25 protein-coding genes are annotated in these 25886 nt (G+C 42.3%); 12 read left to right on the top strand and 13 right to left on the bottom strand.

Going from position 1 to position 25886, the window contains the following annotated elements; all coding sequences use genetic code 11:
* The first annotated feature begins 22 nt into the window (after nucleotides 1-22).
* Nucleotides 23-1069: a hypothetical protein gene (locus tag F9K23_04495; protein ID KAB2917647.1), complete on the top strand. Its 1047-nt coding sequence runs from the start codon at nucleotides 23-25 to the stop codon at nucleotides 1067-1069.
* 25 nt (nucleotides 1070-1094) lie between these two features.
* A complete protein-coding gene (locus F9K23_04490) occupies nucleotides 1095-2225 on the top strand; it encodes an amidohydrolase family protein (GenBank protein ID KAB2917646.1) in 1131 nt (376 codons plus the stop codon).
* On the opposite strand, the gene F9K23_04485 is transcribed toward F9K23_04490, so the two are convergent.
* The 3 genes from F9K23_04485 to F9K23_04475 form a co-directional block, all read right to left on the bottom strand.
* Nucleotides 2202-3314 (bottom strand): hypothetical protein, encoded by a 1113-nt coding sequence (locus F9K23_04485; GenBank protein KAB2917645.1) that lies wholly within the window; start codon nucleotides 3312-3314, stop codon nucleotides 2202-2204. The two genes, F9K23_04490 and F9K23_04485, sit on opposite strands and share 24 nt — an antisense overlap.
* The gene (locus F9K23_04480) at nucleotides 3295-4374 is read right to left on the bottom strand and encodes an acyl-CoA desaturase (protein ID KAB2917644.1); all 1080 of its coding nucleotides are present in this window, start codon (nucleotides 4372-4374) and stop codon (nucleotides 3295-3297) included. The genes F9K23_04485 and F9K23_04480 overlap by 20 nt, the downstream gene beginning before the upstream one ends.
* Before the next feature lie 100 nt (nucleotides 4375-4474).
* A complete protein-coding gene (locus F9K23_04475; GenBank protein KAB2917643.1) occupies nucleotides 4475-5215 on the bottom strand; it encodes a hypothetical protein in 741 nt (246 codons plus the stop codon).
* A gap of 123 nt (nucleotides 5216-5338) precedes the next feature.
* Here F9K23_04475 and F9K23_04470 point away from each other — a divergent pair, with 123 nt between their 5' ends.
* A complete protein-coding gene (locus tag F9K23_04470) occupies nucleotides 5339-5554 on the top strand; it encodes a hypothetical protein (GenBank protein ID KAB2917642.1) in 216 nt (71 codons plus the stop codon).
* 3 nt (nucleotides 5555-5557) lie between these two features.
* Here the strand turns inward: F9K23_04470 and F9K23_04465 are convergent, their stop codons facing one another.
* The 3 genes from F9K23_04465 to F9K23_04455 are packed head-to-tail and all read right to left on the bottom strand — an operon-like array spanning nucleotide 5558 to nucleotide 8761.
* Entirely contained in the window at nucleotides 5558-7009 is a 1452-nt protein-coding gene (locus tag F9K23_04465) for a hypothetical protein (protein KAB2917641.1), read from the bottom strand.
* Complete coding sequence (locus F9K23_04460; protein KAB2917640.1) at nucleotides 7003-7530, bottom strand: hypothetical protein; 528 nt, start codon at nucleotides 7528-7530, stop codon at nucleotides 7003-7005. The genes F9K23_04465 and F9K23_04460 overlap by 7 nt, the downstream gene beginning before the upstream one ends.
* Entirely contained in the window at nucleotides 7517-8761 is a 1245-nt protein-coding gene (locus tag F9K23_04455) for an AAA domain-containing protein (GenBank protein ID KAB2917639.1), read from the bottom strand. The genes F9K23_04460 and F9K23_04455 overlap by 14 nt, the downstream gene beginning before the upstream one ends.
* Before the next feature lie 211 nt (nucleotides 8762-8972).
* On the opposite strand from F9K23_04455, the gene F9K23_04450 reads away from it, so the two are divergent.
* The 6 genes from F9K23_04450 to F9K23_04425 all read left to right on the top strand — a co-directional run bounded on the left by F9K23_04450 (nucleotide 8973) and on the right by F9K23_04425 (nucleotide 13956).
* Nucleotides 8973-9506 carry a hypothetical protein gene (locus tag F9K23_04450; GenBank protein ID KAB2917638.1) on the top strand — a complete coding sequence of 178 codons (534 nt, stop codon included), beginning with the start codon at nucleotides 8973-8975 and terminating at the stop codon, nucleotides 9504-9506.
* A gap of 422 nt (nucleotides 9507-9928) precedes the next feature.
* Nucleotides 9929-10615 (top strand): ComF family protein, encoded by a 687-nt coding sequence (locus F9K23_04445; GenBank protein ID KAB2917637.1) that lies wholly within the window; start codon nucleotides 9929-9931, stop codon nucleotides 10613-10615.
* The gene (locus F9K23_04440; protein ID KAB2917636.1) at nucleotides 10512-11582 is read left to right on the top strand and encodes an Omp28-related outer membrane protein; all 1071 of its coding nucleotides are present in this window, start codon (nucleotides 10512-10514) and stop codon (nucleotides 11580-11582) included. The genes F9K23_04445 and F9K23_04440 overlap by 104 nt, the downstream gene beginning before the upstream one ends.
* A 74-nt stretch (nucleotides 11583-11656) precedes the next feature.
* The gene (locus tag F9K23_04435; protein ID KAB2917635.1) at nucleotides 11657-13069 is read left to right on the top strand and encodes a hypothetical protein; all 1413 of its coding nucleotides are present in this window, start codon (nucleotides 11657-11659) and stop codon (nucleotides 13067-13069) included.
* A gap of 12 nt (nucleotides 13070-13081) precedes the next feature.
* Nucleotides 13082-13528 (top strand): hypothetical protein, encoded by a 447-nt coding sequence (locus F9K23_04430; GenBank protein ID KAB2917634.1) that lies wholly within the window; start codon nucleotides 13082-13084, stop codon nucleotides 13526-13528.
* On the top strand, nucleotides 13525-13956 hold the full coding sequence (locus tag F9K23_04425; GenBank protein ID KAB2917633.1) for a hypothetical protein: 432 nt from the start codon (nucleotides 13525-13527) through the stop codon (nucleotides 13954-13956). Before F9K23_04430 ends, F9K23_04425 begins: the two co-directional genes overlap by 4 nt.
* Nucleotides 13957-14154: 198 nt before the next feature.
* Here the strand turns inward: F9K23_04425 and F9K23_04420 are convergent, their stop codons facing one another.
* Together F9K23_04420 and F9K23_04415 are read right to left on the bottom strand one after the other, a co-directional pair.
* Nucleotides 14155-14901, bottom strand: a complete 747-nt coding sequence (locus F9K23_04420) for a glycosyltransferase family 2 protein (protein KAB2917632.1) — start codon at nucleotides 14899-14901, stop codon at nucleotides 14155-14157.
* A 73-nt stretch (nucleotides 14902-14974) separates the two neighbouring features.
* Nucleotides 14975-16363, bottom strand: coding sequence for a sodium:proton antiporter (locus tag F9K23_04415; protein ID KAB2917631.1), 1389 nt, complete (start codon nucleotides 16361-16363; stop codon nucleotides 14975-14977).
* A gap of 117 nt (nucleotides 16364-16480) precedes the next feature.
* On the opposite strand from F9K23_04415, the gene F9K23_04410 reads away from it, so the two are divergent.
* The gene (locus F9K23_04410) at nucleotides 16481-17041 is read left to right on the top strand and encodes a Crp/Fnr family transcriptional regulator (GenBank protein KAB2917630.1); all 561 of its coding nucleotides are present in this window, start codon (nucleotides 16481-16483) and stop codon (nucleotides 17039-17041) included.
* A 73-nt stretch (nucleotides 17042-17114) separates the two neighbouring features.
* On the opposite strand, the gene F9K23_04405 is transcribed toward F9K23_04410, so the two are convergent.
* Both F9K23_04405 and F9K23_04400 read right to left on the bottom strand, forming a co-directional pair.
* Complete coding sequence (locus F9K23_04405) at nucleotides 17115-17591, bottom strand: redoxin domain-containing protein (GenBank protein KAB2917629.1); 477 nt, start codon at nucleotides 17589-17591, stop codon at nucleotides 17115-17117.
* Between the two features lie 4 nt (nucleotides 17592-17595).
* Nucleotides 17596-18501: a sterol desaturase family protein gene (locus F9K23_04400; GenBank protein KAB2917628.1), complete on the bottom strand. Its 906-nt coding sequence runs from the start codon at nucleotides 18499-18501 to the stop codon at nucleotides 17596-17598.
* A 71-nt stretch (nucleotides 18502-18572) separates the two neighbouring features.
* Between F9K23_04400 and F9K23_04395 the strand changes: the two genes are divergently transcribed.
* Nucleotides 18573-20981: a T9SS type A sorting domain-containing protein gene (locus tag F9K23_04395; GenBank protein KAB2917627.1), complete on the top strand. Its 2409-nt coding sequence runs from the start codon at nucleotides 18573-18575 to the stop codon at nucleotides 20979-20981.
* A gap of 149 nt (nucleotides 20982-21130) precedes the next feature.
* On the opposite strand, the gene F9K23_04390 is transcribed toward F9K23_04395, so the two are convergent.
* The 3 genes from F9K23_04390 to F9K23_04380 form a co-directional block, all read right to left on the bottom strand.
* Nucleotides 21131-21757 carry a PorT family protein gene (locus tag F9K23_04390; GenBank protein KAB2917626.1) on the bottom strand — a complete coding sequence of 209 codons (627 nt, stop codon included), beginning with the start codon at nucleotides 21755-21757 and terminating at the stop codon, nucleotides 21131-21133.
* Complete coding sequence (gene hutH, locus F9K23_04385; protein ID KAB2917625.1) at nucleotides 21754-23235, bottom strand: histidine ammonia-lyase; 1482 nt, start codon at nucleotides 23233-23235, stop codon at nucleotides 21754-21756. The genes F9K23_04390 and hutH overlap by 4 nt, the downstream gene beginning before the upstream one ends.
* 180 nt (nucleotides 23236-23415) lie before the next feature.
* Nucleotides 23416-24783 carry a histidine--tRNA ligase gene (locus F9K23_04380; protein KAB2917624.1) on the bottom strand — a complete coding sequence of 456 codons (1368 nt, stop codon included), beginning with the start codon at nucleotides 24781-24783 and terminating at the stop codon, nucleotides 23416-23418.
* 140 nt (nucleotides 24784-24923) lie between these two features.
* On the opposite strand from F9K23_04380, the gene F9K23_04375 reads away from it, so the two are divergent.
* Nucleotides 24924-25784 (top strand): Omp28-related outer membrane protein, encoded by an 861-nt coding sequence (locus F9K23_04375; GenBank protein KAB2917623.1) that lies wholly within the window; start codon nucleotides 24924-24926, stop codon nucleotides 25782-25784.
* Nucleotides 25785-25886 lie beyond the last annotated feature (102 nt).

Genomic DNA, 25886 nt, shown 5'->3' with positions numbered 1-25886 from the left:
CCTATTAACCAATAACTATACAATGCTACAAGCAAAAGCTATTGATGTATTGCTTTCATTGGCCTTTATCTACATGCTGTTCAGCATAGCAGTTTCAGGTATTTATGAGCTTTACCAATCTTTGTACAATCGCAGGGGAAGATTCTTAAAAAAGGTACTTACCGATGTACTGAACGACCCGCACAACAACAACTTTGCAGATGAACTATACCGACACCCGTTGGTAGATAGTGTAAAAGAAACCCGCAAAGTGTTTCCCTCAGGTCTTAGCTCAAATCACTTTGCTGTGGCCATTACCGATATCCTTCAATACCGTTCGCGAAATAAATCGTTGCGGTTCAACCATGAAACGAAGAAATACGATGTATTGGAGGATGCCATATACGATACCCTTTCACCTTTTGAGAAGCTTAAAAACGGTATTGAAACGCTGAATGATGGGCCTTTTAAGCGGATTGCCGAAACATGGATATTTGATATTAGCGAAGGGCTGGATAAAAATTTGGCCATTGAAAAGGCAATTGCAAATATTGAGGGGTGGTTTAATACCTACATGGAGCGCACAGGCGGATGGTTTAAGAGAGACCTTAGAACCCGTATGATAGTATTAGGCACAGTGGTATCGGTGGTGTTTAATGTGAACAGTATAATTTTAGTGGAGTATTTGTGGAAGGAAGATGCACAACGTGAGATAATTGTGCAAACAGCTATGAATTATGTAGAGACGACAGACAGTCTCAACAAAATACAAGCACTGGATACAGCATCAAATATTAGTCAGGATTCATTGGTTAAAAAGCATTTAGTGGCCGCAAAAGAAGCCGGTAAAATAATTGAAGAGTTAAATTTACCCTTGGGCTGGGAAAGCTTTTACGATTACAAAGAATCGTTTTTTGAAGTTAAAAATAAGGCCAACGAATCGTTTTGGGGTTATCTGAAATTTGGGTTGTTTGCGCTTTTAGGCTGGCTCTGTACAGGGTTTGCAATTTCATTCGGGGCCGATTTCTGGTACAACGCCCTTAAAAAACTAATCGATACCAAAAAAACACTTAAAGAATCCCGCAAATAATACCATAAACAATAACTAACCTATCATGGGCATATATAACTGTCATACACATATTTTTACATTAGCTTGTGTACCCAACCGCGCTATGGGTGTGCCATTAGCCAACTGGATTAGCGGCGACCGAGTGGGCAGAGCTATCGCAAAATTTGCAAATTGGGTAACTCCAAATTCTCCTAAGCGGTCATTAGGACGTTACCTCACCTTTGCTGAGATTGGTTTGTCGGCCACTCAAAAAAATGTATTTGATGATTTGCTGAGCGTATATAAAGAATGGGGTACGGTAAAGTTTGTAGTGTTGCCAATGGACATGGAGCAAATGGGAGCCGGCTTACCCAACAAAATATACCGCGACCAATTGAAGGAGATTATTGATATACGTAAAAACAACAGCGGGTATGCTGATATTTTACTACCCTTTTTGTTTGTAGACCCTAATAGATTTAGCAACGGTGATGCGGTGTTAAATTTTGTGAGGGATTATATTGAAGTGCACGGTTTTGTGGGGATAAAGCTATACCCTGCGGTGGGTTATTATCCGTTTGATGAAAAACTGGATAAAATGTACGGCTATGCCGAGCAGCACCAAATTCCCATTTTAACCCATTGTACCCAAGGACCTACTTATTATCGCGGTAATTTGGATAATAAACGTAATCCTCGTTTCAGGCCTGATTATCTGGACTTGAAATCTAAGGATAACGATGATTTTCAACGCAATTTTACCGACCCTCGTAATTACCGCTATGTATTGGATACGTTGGGATTCAGAAACCTTAAGATAAACTTGGCTCACTACGGCGGTGCCGATAGTATGCTGGGGAGGTCTAAAAAGAACAACGGCTGGTATCCTGAAATTAAACAATTAATGGCTGAGTTTCCCAATGTGTACACTGATATTTCGTACACGTTATACAATACCGACGATGATTTTGCTTTGTACAAAAAGCTGTTGGCTGATTTGAACGACCCCGCCATCGGCAATAAAATATTGTTTGGTACTGATTTTTACGTAACCACTCCCGCCAAGCCTGAAGACAAATTGCGCGATGAGTTTTACAGCTTTTTGGTAAAAAATAACAGCGAACCGATTTTTGATAAAATCACCCAAACTGTACCTCAAACATACCTCACCTCAGATTTTTACGTAGCTGATTGAGGTAGCATTATGCTGGCGGCCAAGTTTTTTCAACAGTTTTATATGTGATAGTACTCCGCCCAAGAAAGTGGTTTTGTTGGGGGTAATGCCATTGGAGTATAAGTGCCTGTATATTATCCTACTTATTTCGGGGTAATGAACGTGTGATACGTTAGGAAACAAGTGATGGGCAACATGGCAGTTAAATCCGCCAAAAACAAAATTTGCTACCGTATTACAAGCGTGAAAATCATTTGAGCTTTGAACTTGGTGCATTAACCATGATGAACTGGTGAGTACTTTTTCGTGTTCAGAAAAGTATTGGGTATTTTCAACATGGTGGGTGATAAGGAACGTAAACAGCAATAACCAAGAGGCGGCAAAGTGGAATAACAGGAAGGCAAGTGTAATTTGGCCTACTGTGAAGGGTGTAACCAGTAATGGTATGATAAAAATATAAGTCAGGTATAGTAGCTTACCTCCGAACAGTTTTACATACTCTTTAGTGCTGTGTTTTTTGAAAGTAAGATTTGCATGGTGCTTTTTGAAGAACAACACAAAATCTTTATAAAATACCCAGTACAGGGTATAGATTCCATACAATAACGGAGCGTAAATATGTTGAACCGAATGGTGATTTTTTGGTGACTCTGCAACCGACAGGTGCACAATACTACCTAGTTCAATATCAACATCGTACCCCTCAGTGTTAGGGTAATTATGATGAGAATGTGTGTGGCGTTTTTTCCATAAGTATCCGTTAATACCCACTAGCGTAAACAGAGATTCGTAAACAGCGTTATTAGCTGTTTTTGATTTTAATAGTGCACCGTGGGCGCAATCGTGTGCAAAGTTTAAGCCCAATAAAACCAATGAAATTCCTGTTACTGCATAAGAGATAAATAGGGTGGAGGTGGTTTCAGCGGTTATAATCCCGGCATAACCGATTATAAACAGCCCGACATACAAAAGAGCTTTTACAATCATTATCGGGGCATTACTTTTAGTTGTGTTAGCCATAAACAAACTAACTTCTGCAGTAATCGCCCTGAAGATTTTATCTTCATGCGGGTTTTTGGCAAAACGGGGTTTATTTATTTGTAGTTCCATTTCCCATTTTCTTTAAAAACCTGAAGTGAGATTGTAATGCTTTGTAGTAAGGCATTTCGATGTATTCAACACCGAATTCCTTGGCTGTTTCCCTGAAAATAGGAACAATTTTAAGGTAATGAACATGGCAAATGTTTGGCAATAGATGGTGTATGGCGTGCGCATTAAAGCCTCCCAATGTCCAATTAAGAAAAACACTTGATGAGTTATAATCGGCACTGGTTATCATTTGCAACTTAGGCCAACTCATATTTAAACGTCCGTTTTCATCGGGTTGAGGGTGTTCAACGTGGTCGGACAGGTGCGATACACCTAGTACCGAGGTAAAGATTACAGATACGATAAGGTGGTTTAGCAAAAACGCCCATAAAATATGTACCCATGTAAACGGCACTACCCATATCGGAAGGGCAATCATGAAAAATAAATAAACAAGTTTGAAGGTGAAGAGCTTAATAATTTCTTTCCGGGGAATTTTGATGGTAATTGTGCGACTACTGTAACCAATAGCCATAAGGGTTTCGCGGAATAAGAACCAATTAAGCGAATACAATAAATATAAGAACGGAGCGTATAAATGCTGGTATTTATGATACCCTTTTAAAGGTTGTGTATCCGTCATCCTTATAAGCGGATTATTGAGCACATCTATGTCGCTGCCTTCAATATTGGTATATAGGTGGTGCGATTCATTGTGGTATTTTTTCCAGATATAAGCATTGTTTCCTTGCAGGTTAAAACTAAGCTCAAATAAGAAATCGTTTAGTTTTTTATTTTTTACGGCAACCCCGTGTGCAGCGTCGTGTGATACATTAAATGCGGTGAGCAGCACAAATACTCCCATTAATAAATAGAATATGTAGAATGCTGCGAGCGAAGGGGATGCTAAGGTTAGAATGTAAAACAGTGCTACTAATCCAAAATATAAACAAATTTTGAAAGCCATTAATGAACCACCCCTGTGTGATAAACCGTTGGCTTCAAAATAAGTATTTATCCGTTGCGTAAGAGCACTGTAAAATAAAGAACCTTCGTCTTTACTGAATTTTAATTTTTCCATAGGTTATGATGATTAACAACACAAACCTATGGCAGTTATAAGGAGTAGTTATGGCAATTACTGCTTACAGGTATTTTTAAATTTGCAATAAATGCAAATCTTACTTTAGGAAGCCTTCTAAGAAATCGCCGAGGAAGTAGGCTACAAGGGCGGCGATAGTGCCCAACACAAGGGTTTCTATGATACCTTTCTTTTTGCTGGTATGGTTTACAATGGACTTTAAGTACCCTACACTGATAAACCCGAAAGCGGTTAACCCTGCCGACCAAATGAAAGCTTTTTGGCCTAAATCAAGCATCAACAAATAGTCCAGTACATATACCATAATGGGGACAAACCCCACTATTACAAACGAAATAAAGGTCATTAACCCTGATTGAATAGGGGCTTTACTGCTTTCAAACATTTCCAGCTCCTCTTTCATCATCACATCCACCCAGCGGTCTTTATCGGCAGTAATTACCTCAATAGCTTTTTCAAGCAACTCGCCTTCAAATCCTTTGGCAATGTATATCTCACGTATTTCTTCAATCTCCTTTTCGCGGTAGTTTTCAATTTCCCAATACTCGTGGCGTTTGTGCTTTTCGTAGTTATCCTGCTCGGCCTTCGCACTTAGGTAACTACCCACACTCATTGCAAAACCGTCGGCAAACAGGTTGGCAAAACCCAAAATCAAAATCACATCACTGCCCAAACCGGCACCGGCAGCACCTGCCACAACGGCAAAGGTTGTGACACAACCGTCGATACCGCCATAAACAAACTCGCCCAAGTAGCCTTGATACTTACTTAGCGGGTTTTTACCGTGATGTATATTGGTTTCGGTGGGTTTGGGGCTCATAATCTGCGTGCAAAATAATTGCAATTTATGTTAACACATTGTGAAATTAGGAATAAACTAACACGCTGCCTTATTATGGCATAAGCATTGCGACAATTTGCCCATAAATTTTAAGAGATATAGATGAAGCCTCCCAAGAAATGGAAAATGGCCATATTAATATGGATTGCCATTTACCCTATCATCACCCTGATGTTTACCTTTTTAGGTCCTGTTTTTATGCAAATTAACCCGTTGCCGTTGCGTACACTGCTGATAACTGCTATAGTAGTACCGTTGATGGTTTTTGTGGCGATACCCTTGCTGCAAAAGCTAATGGCAAAATGGTTGTACAAATAAGGCTTAGCCTTCTTCGTCAATCATTTCATCAATCGCCTTTTGATATTCGGCAGCCTTTTCGGGGTATTTAGCCATTAGGCGCACATACACATCCATAGCGCGCTCCACAAGGTTTTGGCTGCGGTATATTTTTGCCAATGTTTCAGTTGCCAAATCATCGTTCATGGTATCGCTTTCTTTTGATTTGATAAGCGGGTTGAAGAACTCAGTTTTTGGGCGGGATATTGTTGGGTTGATGGCTATAAAACGGCTGATGATGTCATCAACGTTAGATTTTTTTACGGGTTCAGCAGGAGTAGGGGCAGGCGTCTCAACGGCAAGGATTACCGGTGGTGTGGTAACAGGTGCCTCCACAGGTACAGTTGGTGCAGGTATTACATCATTTACAACTGGGACGCTTGTTTCTTTCGCCTGCTTTTCAGGAGTGTGTTTTTTAAGTTGTTCAAGCCACTCAAAAAAAGTACCCTGTGTTATCAACACACTGGCCTCTTGAGTTTCTTCAGCTTCAGGGATTTCAACCGGAGCGGGAGTTTCGCTGATAGGGGGTGATAGTTTAAATGCAATGGGTTGCATTTCTTCCACAGGAGCTTGTAGTTCTTCTTCAGGTTCCGGTTGGGCGGTTATTTCAGGCTCAAAAGCAGCTGTGTAGGTTTCACTTTCCAACTCGGCTACCTTTTCAGCAATGTCTAAAACAAAATCTTCTTCCGTATTGTATAAATCAGCCTCGGCTACCACCTCGTCATGCTGGGTAGCAATGGTATCCAGCATAGTAAGTTCAAAACTCTCTTCTGAGGTATCTACAGATGGCGAAGGAACAATTACACCGTCGCCGTCATTATCCAAGTGGTCGGCTACCTGTAATTCAAACTCTTCTTCGGCAGTATCATCTCCCCATGTTGTTATGCTTACAGGTTCGGCAGCAACAGTGGGTGTTATTTCAAAGTGTTCAAAATCGGCATTCTTGTTTTCTTCAGAAGCAGCACCCAAAAACTCATCGTATGCTGATGCCATTTTTTCGGCCTCTTCGTTTTGTGGCTCGGGTTCTATTTCAATAGCTTGAATAGCCGGTTCAGCTTCAACAGCCATCGCTATAGGCTCTTCTGCTACCACAACAGGTTCTGTTTGGGGTAATGATTCAACTGCAGCAACCGTCTCAACTACTTGTGGTTGTTGGGGTGCTGTTTGTTCAACTTGTTTTATTAAATCAGCAGCATCGGCCTCGTCAATATTCACTAGTTTATACAACAAGCTGCGGTCGCCGGCTTGCATGGCAGCTTGTGGCAATACCTCGGCAAAGCGGTCGCTTTTTTGGTTGTGCAGGCTACGAGCCAACAATAACCAAGCGTTGTTGAAATAGGGATATTCTTTTATCAGTCCGCGCAGTTCGGTTTCAGCATTTGCATCCAATTCAAACGGCTTACGCAGGTACGAGGAGATTTTTTGAGGGCTTACCAATTTATTACAGCTTTGTTAAATACATCTTGCACCATCATATCAATTACCGTTTCGTTCAAAGTACGTTCGCGGGACGAGAAGTTGATGGATGCATCAAAATCGGTGAAGTTTTGAAACACCTGCTCAAAATTAAATTTTTCCTCGGTTTTGTTGGTAAATTTTATGTTTGATTTCACCGTCAGCCTGTTTTGTGCTGCTTGGGTAGTACCCTGCAAGGCCACAGGAGCAATGGCATAATCTATAATAGTACCGCTAAGGTGCATATCGCCGCCGGCATCTACCAGTTTCAATGTAGTTTCACGTAAAAACTTGTCTTTCAGTTTTTCTGTAAACACTTGGCTAAGTGAAGGCGAAACCAGCGACGCTTTGTTTTGTATAAAATCAATGCTGATGGTTTTGGCGGTGCCTATGTTAGCACCGCTAAAGGTGTACACTCCGCACGATTGAAATGCAGTAAGCGTGAAAAGAAGCACAAAAAACAAAGCAGGTATGCGCAAACGGCGGTATTTACTCAATATCATATTGCTTTATCTTTCTGTACAATGTTCGTTCCGAAATGCCTAATTCGTTGGCGGCTTTTTTACGGCGACCTTTATATTTTGTAAGGGCTTTGCTAATCATTTCCTTCTCTTTCTGCTCCAATGAAAGGCTTTCATCATCGCGGCTTGCATCGGTAGCTTCAATAAACACCTCGTTGTGCAATGCAGGGGCGGGGTTGCTTATCAGTACAGGCTGTGAAGGGCTGCTGTGATGGTGTACATTAATATCGTCAACCTCCAGTACGTTTTTAATCAGTTCGCTGTTGGTAGCCACAAAATCATTGCCGTTGCCCACGTTTTCAACCAAACCCAGCACTACTTTTTTCAAATCCATCACGTCCTTGCGCAAATCAAACAGCACTTTATAAAAAATATCGCGTTCGCTAAAGTTATTGTTACCGCTTTCACTTCCCGAGAGCATAGGGACTGTGCTTTCGCGGGGTAAGTAGCGCATCAGCGTGTTTCCGTCAATAACATTACCAGCTTCTAACACACTAAGCTGTTCTATAAGGTTACGCATTTGGCGGATATTGCCCGGCCAGCGGTAACTCATCAGCATTTGGCGACCTTCTGCGTCAAGCCTTAAGGGCTCGGTGCGGTATTTATCGGCAAATACATCGGCAAACTTTAAAAACAACAGGTAAATATCTTCTTTGCGGTCGCGCAAAGGGGGCACCTTAATAGGTACCGTAGAAAGACGATAGTACAAATCTTCACGGAAACGTCCGCGTTGGGTACCTTCTTGCAAATCGCGGTTGGTTGCAGCCACCACACGGACGTCGGTTTTTTGTACTTTGGATGAGCCTACTTTAATAAACTCACCGCTTTCTAAAACGCGCAGCAAGCGGGCTTGGGTTTCAAGAGGCAGTTCTCCTACCTCGTCCAAAAATATAGTGCCGCCGTTTACGGTTTCAAAGTAGCCCTTGCGGGTATCGTGCGCGCCTGTAAAGGCTCCTTTTTCGTGACCGAAAAGTTCACTATCGATGGTTCCTTCGGGTATTGCACCGCAGTTTACGGCAATAAAAGGCCCGTGTTTACGGTTGCTAAGGTGGTGTATAATTTTCGAAAAAGCCTCTTTACCCACACCGCTTTCACCGTTTATCAGCACGGTAATATCAGTGGGAGACACTTTTACGGCAGTTTCTAAGGCGATATTAAGCATAGGCGAGTTGCCTATGATTTCAAACCGCTGTTTTACGGATTGTATGTCCATTACTCAGGTTAGATTTCAAAATTAAGATAATCGCGACAGAATGTCATGCTTTCGGAAAATTTTTCACTCTTAAGTGTTGATGCTAAAGGGTAAAAAAGTGTTCAGGCCTTTGTCTGTGCATAGTTTACCCCTTATATTAACCATATTTATACCAAAATTGTTAATCTTAAAGTTGTAACATTGTTTTGTCAATTAAATTTATACAATACACATGCAACCTTCTGTTTTAAAGCGTACTGAAGAATACAAAGCTGCTTATGCCGAATGGAAGGCCGGAGACCGGCGCAAACAATTGCTAAATGTATTTAAAGAGATATACGAATCGTCGTTTTTTGGCCAGGGAGATGCGCGGTGTGATATTATCCGTCAACCGCAGTATAGCATGATGGTACTGCATTATGGTGATGATTTTTTTGATGGTGACTTTACTTACTTAATGGATTTGATGCAGGAAACGTTGATTGCCGAGGGTTACTTTAATTACATGAGCGACCAAAAGCAACAAACGCTGGACGGCGGGGTAAAGCAAACCATTGACCGACATTACCTGAAGCCCGCTACTATTTTTGAAACAACGGACATAAGCAAACTTGACCGTTTGTATGGAAATGTTACGATTGAAACATTTTATGAAGACAACGAGGCCAAACTACTTAAACTTACTTGCAATTATTATAGCGAACGCCAATCTATCAAAGAGAAGGGAATTGATAAGTTGATGGAAGTGATTTTGAAAAGTTTGTGATATGAGTTAGCCCTCAAAAACGACGGGTTTTATGTCCGCTTTCCAAAACGGTTTCCCATTCAATAAGATGTTTTTGCCACTAAGACGCCATGTTGGAAGACAACGGTTTATGCATCTTGATGACTTCGTGGTATGGAAATTTTCGTTACATTAACCCGAATATAAAATTCGGGTCTTTTATCTGCGAGCGTCCCGAATGGTTTTAAACCATTCGGGACGAGCTTTCTCAACAACGGCGGGTTTTATACCCGTCGAAATGTTCGTTGAAAATTAACGTTGTGCGGCAGGTTTCAACCTGCCGCTTATGAAATTACCTATTAGCTACGGACTTAAGTCCGTAGCTAATCGTAACAGCATGGGGTTTCAACCCCGTGCCATTGAACAGTAATTGCAAAAACAACAACAAATCAACATATTGCACCATGCCCTTGTTTGCAGATTTTTTGGCCTTGTTTTACCCCCAAGTATGCGCGGGTTGCAACGGCGAATTGCTGCAAGGCGAGGAGTTTGTTTGCATCAACTGTTTGCTATCGTTGCCCTATACGGGGTTTTCAAGGCAAACGCCTAATCCTGCCGAACAAGCCTTTTGGGGACGAGTGGAAATTGAAGCGGGCTCATCGTTTTTATATTTTCGAAAAGGCAATGCTACCCAAAAGATAATGCACCGCATAAAATATAAGGGCGAAAAGGAGCTTGCCGAATATATGGGGCGCTTGATGGGGCAAGAGCTACAAGCATCAAACAGGTTTAACGGGATTGAGGTGGTAATACCTGTGCCCATGCACGCAGCCAAACAACGCAAGCGGGGTTTTAACCAAAGCGAGTGGTTTGCCAAAGGACTTTCATCTATTACAGAAGCCCCAACCTTGACGGATGTATTGCTAAAGACCACGGCTACCGAAAGTCAAACCAAGAAGAGCCGTTGGCAACGTTGGGTAAATGCCGACGAAAAATACACCCTAATAAATCCGCAACACATCAGTGGTAAAAAAGTATTGCTGGTAGATGATACCCTTACTACAGGTGCCACTCTTGAGGCTTGTGCCCAAATGCTGTTGCAGGCAAACCCCAAAAGCATCAGCATTGCTACCATGGCATTTACACAATAAACCAAACATAGTTCGTTTATACCTGCGCAACAACCCGTCGGGTTTTTTTGTCGTCATTATATCAGAGGTATTTATTCATAAAGGAAATATGGTTAAAAAAGGGGCTATACTGTTATGCGCTGTTACAGCATTGCTTTATTCGTGCAAAAAAGACAATCCTCCCGCGGCTGCACAAAAGCCCGAAGGGTTTAGCCAAAAGGTGCTGGTTGAAAAATTTACCACCACCAGTTGCGGTAATTGCGGGCGTGCCGATTTGGACATTGAAGCATTTAAGAAGCAATACAATGGCAAAGTTATATCGGTGCATTACCACCTGCCCACAGGACAGTTTGGCGGGGATAGCATGGCTACGCTGGAGGGGCAAAACATAGCCGCGATGTTTGGGTTACTGGGTACTCCTTTTGCAGCCATCAACAGAAACCATTTACCCGGTGATACTACAAAGTTGTTGTTTGCAGGCGGTAACTGGGGCACACCCATTGCGGGTAATGTGGCATTGCAACCCGCTTGTGGTATTAGTGTTGATGCTTCTACCATCAACAACTCGATGATGGATGTTAAAGTAGGGGTGAAGTTTAGCCAAACTATTATCGAGCCGTTATCGCTTACGGTGTTGCTGCTTGAAGACAGTGTAACAGGCGATGAAGGCTACTGGCAAGCCAACTATTACAACACCGATGCTACCGTGCCCCAACTGTTTGGTCGCGGTCATCCCATAAAAAACTATGTACATAACGATGTGTACCGTGCAGCGATTAGTCCGTTTTGGGGGCAAGCAATTCCGGCAGGCAATACACTTGCAAACACCCAATACTCCGCTACTTTCAGCATTGATATTTCAGCCTACCGCAAGCCACATTTAAAGGTAGTGGCATTTATTCACGGGCAAGGCGACGCAATGAGACTGCATAAATACAAAGTATTGAATGCACAAGAAGTGCATGCAGGCAACGCACAACCCTTTTAAACCCTTCGGCTATTTTATCGTTAGGCAATAAAAACCCTTAAAAATTAGTTCATAAAGCATAATTTTGGCCTGTTTTGCAACTATTAAAACAACATAGCGGATGGATATTAGTATTGCTGTTTTTCGGCGTGGGAGTGCTTACTCCTTCGTGTAAGCGCGAGCAGTTTGATAACAACCCGTCCACCAAACTCAAATTTTCTACCGATACGGTAATGTTTGATACCGTGTTCACCATTTTGGGTGGCGGCCCTTTTCCCCGTTCGGTAAACAAGCGACTGATAGTTTATAATCCCAGTAAAAACGCTATTAAAACAACCATACGGTTGGCAGGCGGTAATGCATCGCCCTACCGTATTAATATTGATGGGGAACGCACTACCCAACTGAACGATTATGAAATTTTGGGCGGGGATAGCATCTACATTTTTGTAGAAGCGAGTATTGACCCCCGCAACGGTGGCGACCCTATTGTACGCGACTCGATAGAATTTATTACCAACGGCAATACCCAATACACCCAACTACGTGCCTTTGGGGTAGATGCCTACTACTTTAATAAAGTAACCAGTACCAACGATACCGCTTGGATGGATGCTACCAAACCCTACGTGATTTACGGATATTTTTGGATACCCCAAAACCGCAAGCTCACTATAGGGCCGGGTGTAAAGATATACTCTGATGTGGGGGCAGGTTTTATTATCGAAGGGACACTTGAGGTGAACGGAACCAAACAAAACCGTGTAGTGATGCAGGGTGCCCGTTTGGGTAAGGACTTTACGGATATTCCCGGTCAATGGTATGGGTTACATTTTATCACTACCAGTAGAAACAGCACCATTAAGTACACCGACATTGTTAACGGAACAGTCGGGGTGCGCAGCGATTCACTTTCAAACAATGCCAACCCGAAGGTAACCATCGAAAATACATTGATAAAAAACATGAGTGCCGTTGGAGTGCTTGCGTTTACTTCAAGGTTAAAAATGGTAAACACTTGCGTAGTTAACTGCGGTCAATACACTTTTGCAGGCGATTTGGGCGGAAACTACGAAATGTTACACTGTACGTTTGCCAACTACGGAGGGACATTTAGCCGTAAAGAAGAATCGTTTGCCATCAGCAATGCTGATTATAAAAACCAAGCAGGTAATGTTATCAGCATTAATCCGCTAACGGTAAACATACGTAACAGTATTATTTACGGCAGCTTGCGTGAAGAGTTTTTATTTGTGCGAGAAGGGCAAGGCAATGTAACAGCCACTTTCTTTGATAACTTTATAAAAACTGAGTTGTTGGGATGGGATGCAAGCAATACATTGAACAAAGACCCTAAGTTTAAGAACATTGCCGACCTTGATTTTAGTCTTGATACACTATCACCCGCAAAAGATAAAGCACCTTCACTTGGGATTTTGGATGATTTAGAAGGTAATCTTCGCAACGATGGAGCACCCGATGTAGGAGCTTACGAAAGAGTTGAATAACAAACTACCTTTATGAACAAGCATATAACAACCGTTTTTGTAATCGTTTCGTTGTTGGTTTCATCCTGCAACAGTTGCAGTAATAAGGCTGGACAAAAAGTAGGCGAAACCTTGGGTGAATTTACCGAAGGTGTGGGCAAAGGTGCTGAAACCGCTTTTGATATTGTGGTACAGCCATCTGCACAGCTAAAAGAAAAAGGACTTGGTATTGGTAAAGTACTGTTAAGCAGCGACACAGCCACTGCTAACCAAGGACACGATAACAAACTATCGGTGTATATGACGTTTGATAAGGATTTTGAAAGCGAAGTAGTGATAAAAATAACGGATGCCAAAGGGCTTGAAATGGGTCGCAGCAAGCTGGCCGTGAAAGCAAAGAAAGGGGATGCGGGTTACTACGACTTTATTTTTGACAAACGAACCAATATTGATAGCGACAGTAAGATAACGATTGAATGAGGACAAGTGTAAAGCAACTGTTTCTGCTGCTTGCAGCGGGATGTATAATCTTGGTAAATGCCTGCGGCGATAAGCAACCTGCCCAAAGCAAACTGGTGGGTATATGGCAAGGTACAGATTACAGCCATGATTTAAAGGATGTGCCTGCCATGTACGAACAGGGCGGCAAGGAAATGAACAAGAATACCCGTTACATTTTTAAAGACGACAGCACATTTACCGAAATACGGTTTACGTATGAAAGCACGGGTAAATGGTACTATAACGCCAACGATAAAAAACTCACCCTTGAGTTTACTAAAATGCAAGGCCCGCAAGAAATTAACAAGCCTGTGTATGAGGTGGTAACTCTTACCGATAAAGAATTGAAGCTTAAAAACAGCTTAAACGGACAAGGCTTCGAATACCTTACGTTTACTAAGAAGTAGTTCGCTGTCATGTTGAGCGTAGCGAAACATCTTATCCCAATTTGTAACTGAACAAAGCGAACAAAGATTCTTCACTATCGTTCAGAAGGACAGTTGGTCGTATCATGTTGAGCATAGCGAAACATCTTCGCTGAAATGCTTACTAATAACGGAATAATATAAGGTTCTTCGTTATCACTCAGAGGAACAAAGAAGAGCTTATTTTACCGTTAGGTACTTAAACTTAGCAATACCCATTTTTTGCAAGCGGTATTGTATAGAGGTAAGCAGTACTCCTAATCCGTAAATAGAACTGCGACGGAAGTTTATCGAAGAGGCTTCATCAAAATACTTAGTAGGGCAGGTAACCTCGGCAATATCAAACCCGGCCATAAAAATCTGAGCCGTCATTTGGTTATCGTACACAAAATCATCGCTGTTGGCCTCAATATCAATTTTCTTAAAAATCTCAGCACTAAACGCGCGGTAGCCTGTGTGGTATTCGCTCAGTTTTTGGTTTATCAGTACGTTTTGGAACAACGTAAGGCAACGGTTAAAGATGTACTTATATATCGGCATACCGCCTTTTAATGCGCCTTTACCCAAAATACGGCTGCCATATACTACGGGATATACCTCGTTGGCAATAATGCTGGCCATAGCAGTAATCAGTTTGGGGGTATATTGGTAGTCGGGGTGCAGCATAATAATAATATCAGCACCCAGCTCTAATGCCTTGGTATAGCAGGTTTTTTGGTTGCCGCCATATCCACGGTTTTTTGGGTGTTTAATTACGTGCTTAATACCTAATTCTCTGCCCTTTTCAGAGGTTTCATCTTTACTGGCATCATCTACCAATACCACCTCATCCACAATATCAAAAGGTATTTCGCGGTAGGTTTTCTCAAGGGTTAGGGCCGCATTGTATGCAGGCAGCACAATTACCAGTTTTTTTCCGTTTATCATGGCTAAATCGGGTGCAAAAATAAAAAACCCCGGCCATATAGCCGGGGCATAATTTTAAGTATCACAAAAAATCTTAGTGTACGGCAAAAATCGGGTAGATGGCAAGGTAGCAGAAAATGCCTGCAAAGTAGCCTATAAGCGCCAGCATGGTTATCTTTTTAAGATACCAAATAAAGTCGATTTTTTCCATACCCATAACGGCCACACCTGCGGCTGAACCTATAATAAGGCAGCTACCGCCTGTACCGGCTGCATAGGCCATAAATTCCCACATCTTGGCATCGGTAAGGTAGTATTTAACACCTTCAAACATAAAGTAGCCTTCAGTTACAGCACTTGGGTTTGCCAACGCCCATTGGAAGGCTTCGGGGTTAACAGCACCGGAGGCAAGCGGATACATACCCATTGATGCGGCTACCAATGGTACGTTATCTACCACCGATGAAAGCAAACCAATAGAGGTAACGATAATATTGGGGTCGCCAATGCTGTTATCCATCCATTTGGCAAGGTGTTCTAACACGTGGGTGGCTTCTAATGAGGCAATAGCCAGCAAAATACCCAAGAAAAACAAGATGCTTGAAGTATCAATACGGGTTAGTGCGTGCAAAGCAGTGTAAGGTTTCTTTTCTTCCTCGGTCTTATTAACGTGTAATAACTCTGATACTACCCAAATAACCCCTAAGCCGAATAACATACCTACGTAGGGAGGTAAATGCGTAACAGTTTTAAATACGGGAACAAACAACAGCAAACCAACCCCTAAAAAGAACATCAATACGCTGCCTTTCACTTCTTCTTGGTGTTCAGCCTCTTCGTAATCGTACTCGGCACGTTTAATATCTCCTTTCATCTTAAACGAAAGGAAGATAAGCGGTGCAATAAGGCAAACTAAGCTGGGTATAAAAAGGGTTTTAATAATATTACCCGAAGTAATTTGTCCGTCAATCCACAACATGGTAGTGGTTACGTCACCAATGGGCGACCACGCACCACCCGCGTTGGCAGCAATAATTACCATACAGGCAAAAAACTTACGTTGGTCTTTATCGTGTATCAGCCTGCGCAATAACGATACCATTACAATTGAGGTAGTTAGGTTATCAAGTACGGCAGATAAAAAGAAGGTGATGATGGATATAATCCAAAGCAGCTTGCGCGAATCTTTGGTTTTAATACGATTGGTAATGACCTTAAAACCTTGGTGGGCATCCACAATCTCAACAATGGTCATGGCACCTAGCAAAAAGAATAGAATCTCGCTGATAGAGCCTAAATGGTGGCTTAGTTCGTGTCCGATGCCGTGAGCATTTTCTTCTGATGTTCCGGTGAAAAGAACCCAAGCGGTCCATGTTAAAACCCCGATTAGAAGTGCAGGGGCTGTTTTATTAATTTTTAACGGGTGCTCAAAAGCTATGGCTAAGTAGCCGAGCACAAAAATAATCACGAGGGTTAATTCCATAAAGAGCAAATTTTCGCGTCGCAAATATAAAATTTACTCTTTTCCTACCGCCGCTAATTATATATTTCGCGCTAAGTACCTCATTACTTATTATTTATTTTTACAAAAAATTGAAAAATGCTACATTCTCTTATGCTAATAAGCCCGCTTTCGGCTGAAGCGCAAGCGGCACTTTCAGAGATAATTGAAGAGAAACCCTACAAACGCAACACCCATTTGCTAAAAATCGGCGGGGTTTCGCACTACATGTATTTTGTGAATGAAGGAGTAGCGAGGGTGTATTATGAGGTGAACGGGTTGGATGTAACGGACTATTTTGCCATCGACGGGCAATTTATAGGTGGGGTGGATAGCCTTTTTAGCGGGCGACCATCTAAAAAGGGGATACAACTGTTGGAAGATTCAACAGTGTTGCGGGTTAATTACCGGCAATTTGAGGAGTTGTGTACCCGTCATCACGATATTGAAAGGGTAGGAAGGAAGATGGCTATTTTTGCTTTTTTAGAGGGGCAGCAACGGATAGAAAGTATAAGATTTCATGAAGCAAAAGAAAGGTATGAGGTACTAAACCAAAAATATCCCGGTTTGATAAACCGCTGTCCGCTAAAATACATTGCTTCGTATCTGGGTATCACCCAAGTGAGCCTTAGCCGTATAAGGGCCTCGGCCGCTCAATAGTTTTTACCCCATAATACAAACAAAAAAAGCATCAGGAGTTCTCCTGATGCCTTGTTCTATTTCTTTAATTCAATTACTTGCTTAAACCTGCAAGGGTAGCTTTTACCGCTTCAAGGTTGGGCACATCGCCTGCACTTTCAAGCACTTCAGCATATTGTATAACGCCGGCTTTATCAACTACAAACGCTGAACGTTTAGATACACCGCGCATACCCAATACAAAAGTTTCGTATATACTGCCGTAAGCAGTTGACGCTTCTTTATTGAAGTCAGAAAGCACATTAAAGTTAAAATGCTGTTCTTCTTTAAACTTGGCAAGCGTGTGTGGGGTATCTACCGATATAGCCAAAACCTCAGCATCTAAGCGTTGGTAGTTGGCAATATCATCGCGTACGCCGCAAAGCTCAGCCGTACATGTACTGGTAAATGCCAGCGGGAAAAACAGAATTACCACGTTTTTTCCTTTAAAATCCGCCAAAGAAATTTCTTTCTTTTCAGAGTTATACAAAGTAAATGCAGGGGCAATGTCGCCAATTTTTAATGTATTCATGATGTTATAACAATTGTTCTTCTTTGATGTTTACAGGCTGCAAAGATTTTGCATCCATTTGTTGCCTCATTTGTGCGGAGGTAAGCGTACTACCGTCGTGACTCCATCCCGGCGGGCCAAACACGTACATAAGCTTATCTTTTAGTGATACGGGTTTCTTCACGTCAGCCCATATTTTGCTCCATTCTCCCATTACCACACGGGGCAAAAAGAAGGTATCCAGCTTAGTAGTAAGGCCAAACTCAACTTCTTCATTTTCCTCAGCATAAGTACCAAAAATCTTATCCCATATAATCAGCACTTGTCCCATGTTTTTATCAAGGTATTGCGGGTTGCTGCCGTGGTGTACACGATGGTGAGAAGGGGTAACAAATATCTGTTCGTACCAGCCCAGTTTACCCACCAGTTTGGTGTGCACAAAAAAGGCATACGCTTGGTTTACGGCGTAGATAAACATTACTTCTTGACCCGTAAAACCCAAAAGGCCGCAAGGCAAAAAGAACATATATCGGTACAGCGGTTGCAACACCGATGAACGCAAGGCTACTGAAAGATTAAATAAGTTGCTTGAGTGGTGGTTGGCGTGAACTGCCCAAAAGAAACGGCAATAATGCTCAACACGGTGTAGCCAGTAAAAGCAAAAGTCTTGTATCAAAAACACACCTACCCACCGTAGTACGGGGTTTTGTATGTGTATGAGTGCATAGTTTGCGGCTATGTAGTTAAGCACCCCAAAACATACGCCTATCATCAAAAAATCAAAACAAGCACCCAGTATGCCCAAGCCAAGATTGGTGAAAAAATCCTTTCCGCTATAAAGTCTGAGGTGATGAAAATGACTGTAAAGCAATTCGCCTAATATAAAGACAGCATACAGAGGGGTGGTGATATAGACGAGGTACTCACTCATAAACAGGCGCAAAAATAACTATATTGCGGATTAATCAAGAAGATATACACTGCAATATCAACTTCTAAACTATGAACTTGAGGAGAATATACATTACACTGTTTTTTGCATGCATTGCATTTGGCCTAAAAGCGCAAGGGGGCTGCCGTTTTCACGGCAATTGGGATTTACTTGTCTCACAAAAAAAATCGGGCGCAGCTAACAAATTTGAGGTGCGTAAATACAGCATTAACCTTGATATACGTAATACATCAACCAAAACCATTAAGGGATATACCGATGTAACCATCGTATCAAAAGAAAACGGACTTTCGACCATTAAACTTGATTTGTTGAAACTAACGGTAAACAAAATTTGGGCAGGTCCCGATTCTCTTACCTATTTATACAACGATACCGCACTATTGATTTCACTTAAAACCCCTTTAAACACCAACGACAGTCAAGTAGTGCGTGTTGAATACGAGGGCAAGCCCCAAACCGATAAAAAATGGGGAGGGTTTTATTTTTCAGGGGTATATGCGTTTAACCTTGGGGTAGGCTTTGATGCCAATCCCCATAATTTCGGGCGGGTGTGGTTTCCTTGTGTAGATGAGTTTACCAGTCGTTCGTTGTATGACTTTGTAATTACCACCGACGGTACCAACCGCGCCATGTGCAACGGCACATTGATAAACAGAACCGATAATTTTGACGGTAGCACAACTTGGTACTGGCAATTAAACACACCCATACCTACTTACCTAGCTTCGGTAGCTGTTGCCCCTTACGGGGTGATAGAAGATTCGTATGCGGCTTTATCAGGCCCAACGCCAATTACACTTGCTGCACATCCTAACGATACTGCTAAAATGAGAGCATCGTTCACCAATTTAAAAGGAGCATTTGAAGGATTTGAAAAATGGTACGGTCCACACCGTTTCGAAAGGGTAGGGTTTAATGCAGTACCTTTTAGTGGCGGCGCGATGGAACACGCAACCAATATTGCATACCCGCTGTTTGCCATTGACGGCACGCTGAGTCAGGAAACTTTGATGGCTCATGAGTTTGCCCACCATTGGTGGGGCGATAACACCACCTGCCGTACCCAAGAAGATATGTGGTTGAATGAGGGATGGGCATCGTACTCTGAGAAGTTGTTTTTAGAACACATATACGGCAAAAAACGATACAACGAGGCTATAATGGACAATCACTTTGAGGTATTGCGCCGTGCCCATTTAACCGACGGACAACCCTGGCCCGTAAGTGGTGTTCCCCATGCCTACACCTACGGTGACCACGTGTACAAGAAAGGAGCAAGTGTAGTGCATAGCTTACGCGGCTACATGGGCGATGCTGATTTTATGGCAGGTATCAAGGCATTTCAGAATGTTAAAAAACTATCAGATGTGAGCAGCGAGGATTTAAAAACCACATTGCAAGCACATACATCGGCCAACCTTACTGCGTTTTTTGATAATTGGGTATATACAGCCGGGTTCACAGCATTTTCAGCGTATATAACCAATACCGTGCAAAACGGCAGCAACTATACCTGCACTGCAAAAGTGAATCAGCAACTACGCTTTACCAATAAGTTGTACAAAGATGTGCCTTTGGTGGTATCCTTTATCAGTGATAAGGGCGATGTATATAATCTACCTATAAAACTAAACCTTGCCGATACCCAAGTGATAGCCACCATGCTCTTTGCCCCTAAAATGGTGGTTACCGACCGTGATGCAAGACTTAGCGATGCGGTTACTGAAAACGAGTATTGGGTGAAAAGTAACTCAGGGTATTATTTTAACGGCACGTTTTTGAATGTGGTTGTAAACGCAAATGCTTTGGCTGATAGCGCGTTGATGCGTGTTGAACACCACTGGACGGCTCCGGTAAGCGGAGCAATACCTTATCCTAACTTATATGCTTCGGGTAGCAGGTATTGGCGCATATCAGGCACATGGAGTGATACCTTGCTAAACGCAACAACAATATTGCAGTATGATGGCAGCACGCCCGGCGGATTTACGAGCGGCTGGCTGGATAATGACTTGATAAAAACCACTGAGGACAGTTTGGTATTGTTGTACCGTCCCGACCCAAGAAGCGCATGGTTTATATACCCTCACTACACAATCACAACGGGTAACAAATTGGATAAACGCGGAAATATTACCTTAAACGGAATTAAAAAAGGGGAGTACGTGTTTGCCATGTTTGATAAAACATTGGGTGGAATAACTAACCCTGAAGAAATAAAGGATGGTAAACTAAACATTTACCCAAACCCTACCGACGGGCAAGTGAAAATTGAGTTTGACGATGTGTACAACAAACAACAATTACTGATTACTGATAATGCAGGGCGTAAAGTTGAAGAAGTACACTTATACCCCGGCCAAAACTTTGTTGAAGTTGATACTGACGAGTGGGCAGCAGGCATTTACTACGTAAACTTAGGCAAACACCTAAGCAAGAAATTGGTGGTGAAGTAATGGCCAACTAAGAATATTCATATTAGCTCAATTGGGATGTAATACACTCTTTATGCTGCAAAGGCACGAAGACGCAAAACACTTGTAATGAGCCATCTTAGTGTCTTTGTAGCGAAATAAAAAGATGCCTTTTACAAAAGTCTTACGTCTTATTTGTTTAACGAATACTTTAGGTTCACACTCAATAGGTTATTGTACAAACCGAGGATAACCCGCGAAAACCCGTTATCAGTAAAGATGTTTCGGTTATCACCTTTTGCCAGTGATGATATAGTGTACTGCCACCGTAATTGGGCAGCCAGTTTTTTATTGATAGGGTAGGATAGTCCCAACAAAATACCTGTTTCAAAAGGTTTTAGTTTGGTTTTATAATCGCGTATTCCGGCAAAGTCTTCCACTTTTGCGCCTAATAAATAACCGCCCGTCAATCCAAACTGGCCGGTAAATTTTTTATAAGTAAACCCGCCGTACACAGGCACTTCAATATAATTCAGCTTAAATTTATCAAAGGCAAACGTAGCTGCAATATTGTTTTCGTCAATTTGGCGCAAAGCGCCCTTTTGGGTATATAAAAACTCAATCCCGGCCGACCATTTATCATTAAACGGGTAACTCACCCAAATACCGCCGTTAATACCCGCTTTGTGATAGCCAGAAAGCATATCGCCGTCTAACTGGCTCAGGTTTAGTCCGCCCGTAAAACCACCCTCAAATTTTTGAGCATTGGCGGCAAGCGCAACACATACAAACCATATAAGGGCACTTAGTTTTTTCATTTTTGTAAAAATTTCACACTGGCATCAATGTGTGGGTGCATATAGCTATCTTCTTCAATAAACGGAACCACCTTGCGATAGTTTTCATAAATTTTTTCAATAGTATCTGCTGATTTTAGCCCGCTTATTTTCTTACGCAAATCCAGTGCCTGCATAGCAGTAAACAGTTCAATACCTAAAACACGCTCTAAGTTTTGCACCACACGGTAGGCTTTGGTAGCCGCATTAGCACCCATGCTCACGTGGTCTTCTTGTCCGTTTGATGATACAATACTATCAACCGATGCAGGCGAGCAAAGTTGTTTGTTTTGGCTTACAATGCTTGCAGCAGTGTATTGCGGAATCATAAATCCTGAGTTGATACCGGGACGGGTTACCAAAAACGGTGGCAAATCACGCTGGCCGCTGATTAACAAATACGTACGGCGTTCGCTGATGCTGCCTAATTCGGCAAGGGCAATGGCAAGGTAATCCAGCACCAACGCCAATGGCTGCCCGTGAAAATTACCGCCAGAAATGATGGTATCATCTTCAGGGAAAGCAAGAGGGTTATCGGTAACAGAATTTATTTCAGTATGTACCACGTGCTTCACGTGCGAAATAGCATCCTTGCTGGCGCCGTGTACTTGCGGGATACAACGGAAAGAGTAAGGGTCTTGTACTGCTTTATCGGGTGAATTGGTGATAGCACTGTCTTTCAACAACTCATTAAAATAAGTAGACGTATGCAGGTGGCCGGCATGCGGGCGTACACGTGCAATGCGGCTATCAAATGCTTTCAAATTACCGTTGAATGCTTCAAACGAGGTGGCAGCAATTGTATCGGCCCACAGGGTAAGCATTTCGGTTTTTAGCAAGCACCATACCGCGTATGAACTCATAAACTGAGTACCGTTTATCAATGCAAGCCCTTCTTTGGCTTGTAGCTCAATATTGGGCTTGCCTACAATTTTATTGGCCTCGGCACCGGCTAACTTTTCACCTTTGTAATAAATCTGTCCTTCGCCCAACAGCGGCAGGCACAAATGAGCCAACGGAGCTAAATCGCCCGAAGCACCCAACGAGCCTTGTTGGTATACTACAGGGTAAATACCTGCATTGTAATAATCCAACAAACGCTGAACGGTTTCAAGCTGCACACCAGAGTGTCCGTAACTAAGGGATTGAGCTTTTAGCAACAACATCAGCTTCACAACGTCTTGAGGTACCTCATCGCCCGTTCCGCAGGCGTGTGACAGTAACAGGTTACGTTGCAAACGGCCTAACGAATCGGTATCAATATGTACGTTGTACAACGAGCCGAAACCGGTATTTATACCATATATAGGGCCACTATCACCTTTTACTTTATTATCAATAAAGGCACGGCAGTTGGCAATGCGTTGCTTACTTTTTTCAGATAATTCAACGGTTTCGCCGCTTAGTACCGCTTTGTATATCTCTTCTAAAGTGATAATGTCTTTGATTATATGGCCCACGTGTTTGTGTGTTTTATGTTTTTATTTATAAGTGTCCTTCGACAAGCTCAGGATGTCCTTCGACAAGCTCAGGATGTCCTTCGACAAGCTCAGGATGTCCTTCGACAAGCTCAGGATGTCCTTCGGCAAGCTCAGGATTTTCTTCAGCAAGCTCAGTTAATCCTGAGTCTGTCGAAGGAGTTAATCCCCGATTATCATATCGATAACACCGTCAATGTCTATACTTTGTTGGTTGCCTGTGTGCAGGTTTTTAAATGCCAATTGTCCGTTTTGCATTTCGCTTTCGCCAATAATCACCGCGTACGCTATTTGATTGGCGTTGGCAAAATCTAACTGCTTTTTAAGTTTTGCAGCACTTGGGTATACTTCTGTGTTTATGCCTGCTTTGCGGGCTTTGGCCGCCAGCGGCAAGGCATACGTAAGGGCTTCATCCGTCATGCAACAAAACAGTAACTGGGTAAAGGAGTTGGTTGTGTTGGGGAACAAATTAAGTTCTTCCATCACATCGTAAATCCTATCTGCACCAAACGATATTCCTACGCCCGACATACCTTTCAAACCAAAAATACCTGTAAGGTCGTCGTAGCGGCCACCACCCCCAATGCTGCCCATTTTCGCATCGTTTGCACTAACTTCAAAAATTGCCCCTGTGTAATAGTTAAGACCGCGGGCAAGTGTAAGGTCTATTTTCAGTTTACCGAAATCAAAACCGGTGGCTTGCAGGTAGGTGAAAACCGTTTCAAGTTCCTGTACGCCTTTTTTTCCCTCGCTGCCTTCGGCAAATAAGGTATTTAGGTAGGCAACCGTTTGGTGATTATCACCTTCAAACCCCACAATTTCAGCCGCTTTTTCTATTTGTTGTGACGAGAAACCACGGTCGGTTAATTCTGTTTTCACACCGTCCATACCAATTTTATCCAGCTTATCGATGGCTACTGTTAAATCGGTAAGTTTATTTTCAACACCTAATAATTGGGCAATACCCATCAGCACCTTACGGTTGTTTATTTTAATGGTAACGTTAACCCCAAGCTTTTCAAATGCCTCGGCGTATATCAATACCAAATCAGCTTCGTTTATCAGCGAATCAGACCCGATAATATCAGCATCGCATTGGTAAAACTCACGGTAGCGGCCTTTGCTGGGTCTATCACCGCGCCATACAGGCTGCATTTGGTAGCGGCGAAACGGGAACGAAAGCTTGCTTTGGTTCATCACCACAAAGCGGGCAAAAGGAACGGTAAGGTCGTATCTCAAGCCTTTTTCGGCAATCTTTGATACCAACTTGTTGCTGTTCTTTTCAGCCCATTGTGCATCATCTACCTTGCCGGCATAATCTCCTGAATTAAGGATTTTAAACAGCAGTTTATCCCCCTCGTCACCGTATTTACCTGTAAGGGTGCTTAGGTTTTCCATACTTGGAGTTTCAATGGGTTTAAAGCCATATTTTACAAACACACTTTCGATGGTGCTGAAAATATAACGGCGTTTAACCACCTCTGCGGGGCTAAAATCACGGGTTCCTGAGGGTATAGACGGTTTTTGCATGATGTGGCTGCAAAAGTAATCAATAATGTAAAAACGCTTTAGAACGTTTTTTAAAAGCACTACGTCTATGTCATCGTTAAATCATTCCTGTTTTTGTACTTTTACATAAATTTTAAAACACAACAGAATCCGTTTTCATTATGAAAAAAATATTACTAACCGTAGCTTCGGCTATCATGCTGTTTTCAGCTTGTAAAAAAGAGGATAACAAAACCAACCCTGAGCCAAATCCCGGCGGTAATGGTAACAGCAATCCCCCACAAGAAATTGTAGTACCTGAAACTAACGTTTCACTGGTAAACAAACTTACAGGTTCGCTATGTGGCCCTTGCGGCTCATGGGGCTGGCAAGGTTTTGAGCAAATAATGACCCTGAATGGCAAAAACGCTGTGTATATGGGTACATACAGCCAAAATTTTGTGGCACAATTGTTTATTACCCAAGTAGCTACGGATATGGATGCTATGTTTAGGAGCGAAGGTTACCCTACGTTTGTGGCTAACGGAACAGCTATGCTTGACCGTACAAATAACGTGAATATTGAAAGCGAACTTGATAAAGTGGATGCTGCTATTGCTGCTCACAGTGCATCACCTGTGTATGTAAACAGCGGTTTGAGGGTATCTGACAGTGCAAACATTATGACTGTTGAAACCCGCACCAAGTTTTTCCAAGAGGTAGGCGGCGATTTATACCTTGCTGTTTACTTAACTGAAGATAAAGTGAAAGGTTACCAAGCATCTCACGCTGACGGTGCAAACACTCAGCACCACCACGTGTTAAGGGCTGCCGGTAAATTGGACGGTTCAAGCAAAGCTGAGTCTTTCGGTTATAAAATCAATACTTCAAGCACTACTGCTGCAAACACCGTGTTGGATAACAAATTTACTTTTGATATCAGCGGTTACAACAAAGAAAACCTTGAAGCTACTGTGGTAGTTTGGCGTAAAGTGGGTGTACGTTATAAGTTCATCAACGCTTACAGCAACAAAATTAAATAATACGGCTATCGCTAAAAAATATGCAAAGGCGCAAAGGCTACAAGCTTTTGCGCCTTTTTTACTTTTATTACCTGTAGTAAGAATTAACTTTTAACTAAGGGG

This window comes from Bacteroidota bacterium (genome assembly GCA_008933805.1).
Taxonomy (GTDB): domain Bacteria; phylum Bacteroidota; class Bacteroidia; order UBA8524; family UBA8524; genus SB11.
Note: the sequence above shows the minus strand (reverse complement) of the source record. Positions and strands in the feature narration are given on the sequence as shown.

Coding starts and splice junctions, on each gene's coding strand:
- F9K23_04460 (KAB2917640.1), bottom strand. CDS start 7,530: ATGATATTGAGTAAATACCGCCGTTTGCGCATACCTGCTTTGTTTTTT.
- F9K23_04445 (KAB2917637.1), top strand. CDS start 9,929: ATGCCCTTGTTTGCAGATTTTTTGGCCTTGTTTTACCCCCAAGTATGC.
- F9K23_04485 (KAB2917645.1), bottom strand. CDS start 3,314: ATGGAACTACAAATAAATAAACCCCGTTTTGCCAAAAACCCGCATGAA.
- F9K23_04410 (KAB2917630.1), top strand. CDS start 16,481: ATGCTACATTCTCTTATGCTAATAAGCCCGCTTTCGGCTGAAGCGCAA.
- F9K23_04490 (KAB2917646.1), top strand. CDS start 1,095: ATGGGCATATATAACTGTCATACACATATTTTTACATTAGCTTGTGTA.
- F9K23_04390 (KAB2917626.1), bottom strand. CDS start 21,757: ATGAAAAAACTAAGTGCCCTTATATGGTTTGTATGTGTTGCGCTTGCC.
- F9K23_04415 (KAB2917631.1), bottom strand. CDS start 16,363: ATGGAATTAACCCTCGTGATTATTTTTGTGCTCGGCTACTTAGCCATA.
- F9K23_04440 (KAB2917636.1), top strand. CDS start 10,512: ATGATACCCTTACTACAGGTGCCACTCTTGAGGCTTGTGCCCAAATGC.
- F9K23_04455 (KAB2917639.1), bottom strand. CDS start 8,761: ATGGACATACAATCCGTAAAACAGCGGTTTGAAATCATAGGCAACTCG.
- F9K23_04430 (KAB2917634.1), top strand. CDS start 13,082: ATGAACAAGCATATAACAACCGTTTTTGTAATCGTTTCGTTGTTGGTT.
- F9K23_04425 (KAB2917633.1), top strand. CDS start 13,525: ATGAGGACAAGTGTAAAGCAACTGTTTCTGCTGCTTGCAGCGGGATGT.
- F9K23_04470 (KAB2917642.1), top strand. CDS start 5,339: ATGAAGCCTCCCAAGAAATGGAAAATGGCCATATTAATATGGATTGCC.
- F9K23_04380 (KAB2917624.1), bottom strand. CDS start 24,783: ATGCAAAAACCGTCTATACCCTCAGGAACCCGTGATTTTAGCCCCGCA.
- F9K23_04475 (KAB2917643.1), bottom strand. CDS start 5,215: ATGAGCCCCAAACCCACCGAAACCAATATACATCACGGTAAAAACCCG.
- F9K23_04420 (KAB2917632.1), bottom strand. CDS start 14,901: ATGATAAACGGAAAAAAACTGGTAATTGTGCTGCCTGCATACAATGCG.
- F9K23_04395 (KAB2917627.1), top strand. CDS start 18,573: ATGAACTTGAGGAGAATATACATTACACTGTTTTTTGCATGCATTGCA.
- F9K23_04480 (KAB2917644.1), bottom strand. CDS start 4,374: ATGGAAAAATTAAAATTCAGTAAAGACGAAGGTTCTTTATTTTACAGT.
- F9K23_04405 (KAB2917629.1), bottom strand. CDS start 17,591: ATGAATACATTAAAAATTGGCGACATTGCCCCTGCATTTACTTTGTAT.
- F9K23_04450 (KAB2917638.1), top strand. CDS start 8,973: ATGCAACCTTCTGTTTTAAAGCGTACTGAAGAATACAAAGCTGCTTAT.
- F9K23_04400 (KAB2917628.1), bottom strand. CDS start 18,501: ATGAGTGAGTACCTCGTCTATATCACCACCCCTCTGTATGCTGTCTTT.
- F9K23_04375 (KAB2917623.1), top strand. CDS start 24,924: ATGAAAAAAATATTACTAACCGTAGCTTCGGCTATCATGCTGTTTTCA.
- F9K23_04495 (KAB2917647.1), top strand. CDS start 23: ATGCTACAAGCAAAAGCTATTGATGTATTGCTTTCATTGGCCTTTATC.